This window comes from Microvirga zambiensis WSM3693 (assembly GCF_016735695.1).
GTDB classification, from domain to species: domain Bacteria; phylum Pseudomonadota; class Alphaproteobacteria; order Rhizobiales; family Beijerinckiaceae; genus Microvirga; species Microvirga zambiensis.
In genome coordinates this window covers 1-620 of the sequence record NZ_JAERQD010000235.1, presented here as the reverse complement: position 1 = coordinate 620, position 620 = coordinate 1, and the positions used below count along the sequence as shown (strand labels likewise).

Here is a 620-nt window from a genome sequence, read left to right as displayed (position 1 = left end):
CTCAGACGCGAGGAGCTCTGCGCCCTGCGGACCGACGACATCGATCCTGCACGCCGCATGCTGCGCGTGCGCGCCGAGACCACGAAGTCGCGCCGCGAGCGGATCGTGCCCTATTCGGCGCCGGCCGGCGAGCTCTTGCGCGCCTACCTCGCGCACCGCGCCAAGTGCAGTTCCGCCCGCGGTCCCTTGTTCCTGTCGGAGTCGCGCCGCAATCCGGCAGAGCCGATCACCGCCTGGACCTGGTCGAAGGTGGTGCGGCGCATCGCACTCGCCGCTGGCGAGCCCCGCTTCGGCACGCACACGCTGCGCCACCTCTGCCTCACCGACCTCGCTCGCGCCGGCTGGGAGATCCACGCCATCGCCACCTTCGCCGGTCACCGCTCGACCGAGACGACGCTTCGCTACATCCACCTGTCGGGCCGCGACCTCGCCGCCAGGCTCGCCGCCGGCATGGCGCAGCTCCACGAGCGGCGCATCGCGCTCTTGACCACCGCGCCGATGGGCACGGCATGAGCGCGCGTCCGCCGCTCCTCGACGTCTCCGGCTTCGACCGCTCGCCGGCGCTGTCGGCGGCCGAGCGCGAGGCGCTGATCGCGCTCGGCTGGGACCTGCGCCGCGGC

At 73.5% G+C, this 620-nt stretch carries 1 protein-coding gene; it reads left to right on the top strand.

Annotation, left to right across the window (positions count from 1 at the left end; genetic code table 11):
* Positions 1 to 513: tyrosine-type recombinase/integrase (locus JKL46_RS35065; RefSeq protein WP_201843069.1), on the top strand; the 513-nt coding region annotated here is incomplete at its 5' end.
* Between the last annotated feature and the right edge of the window lie 107 nt (positions 514 to 620).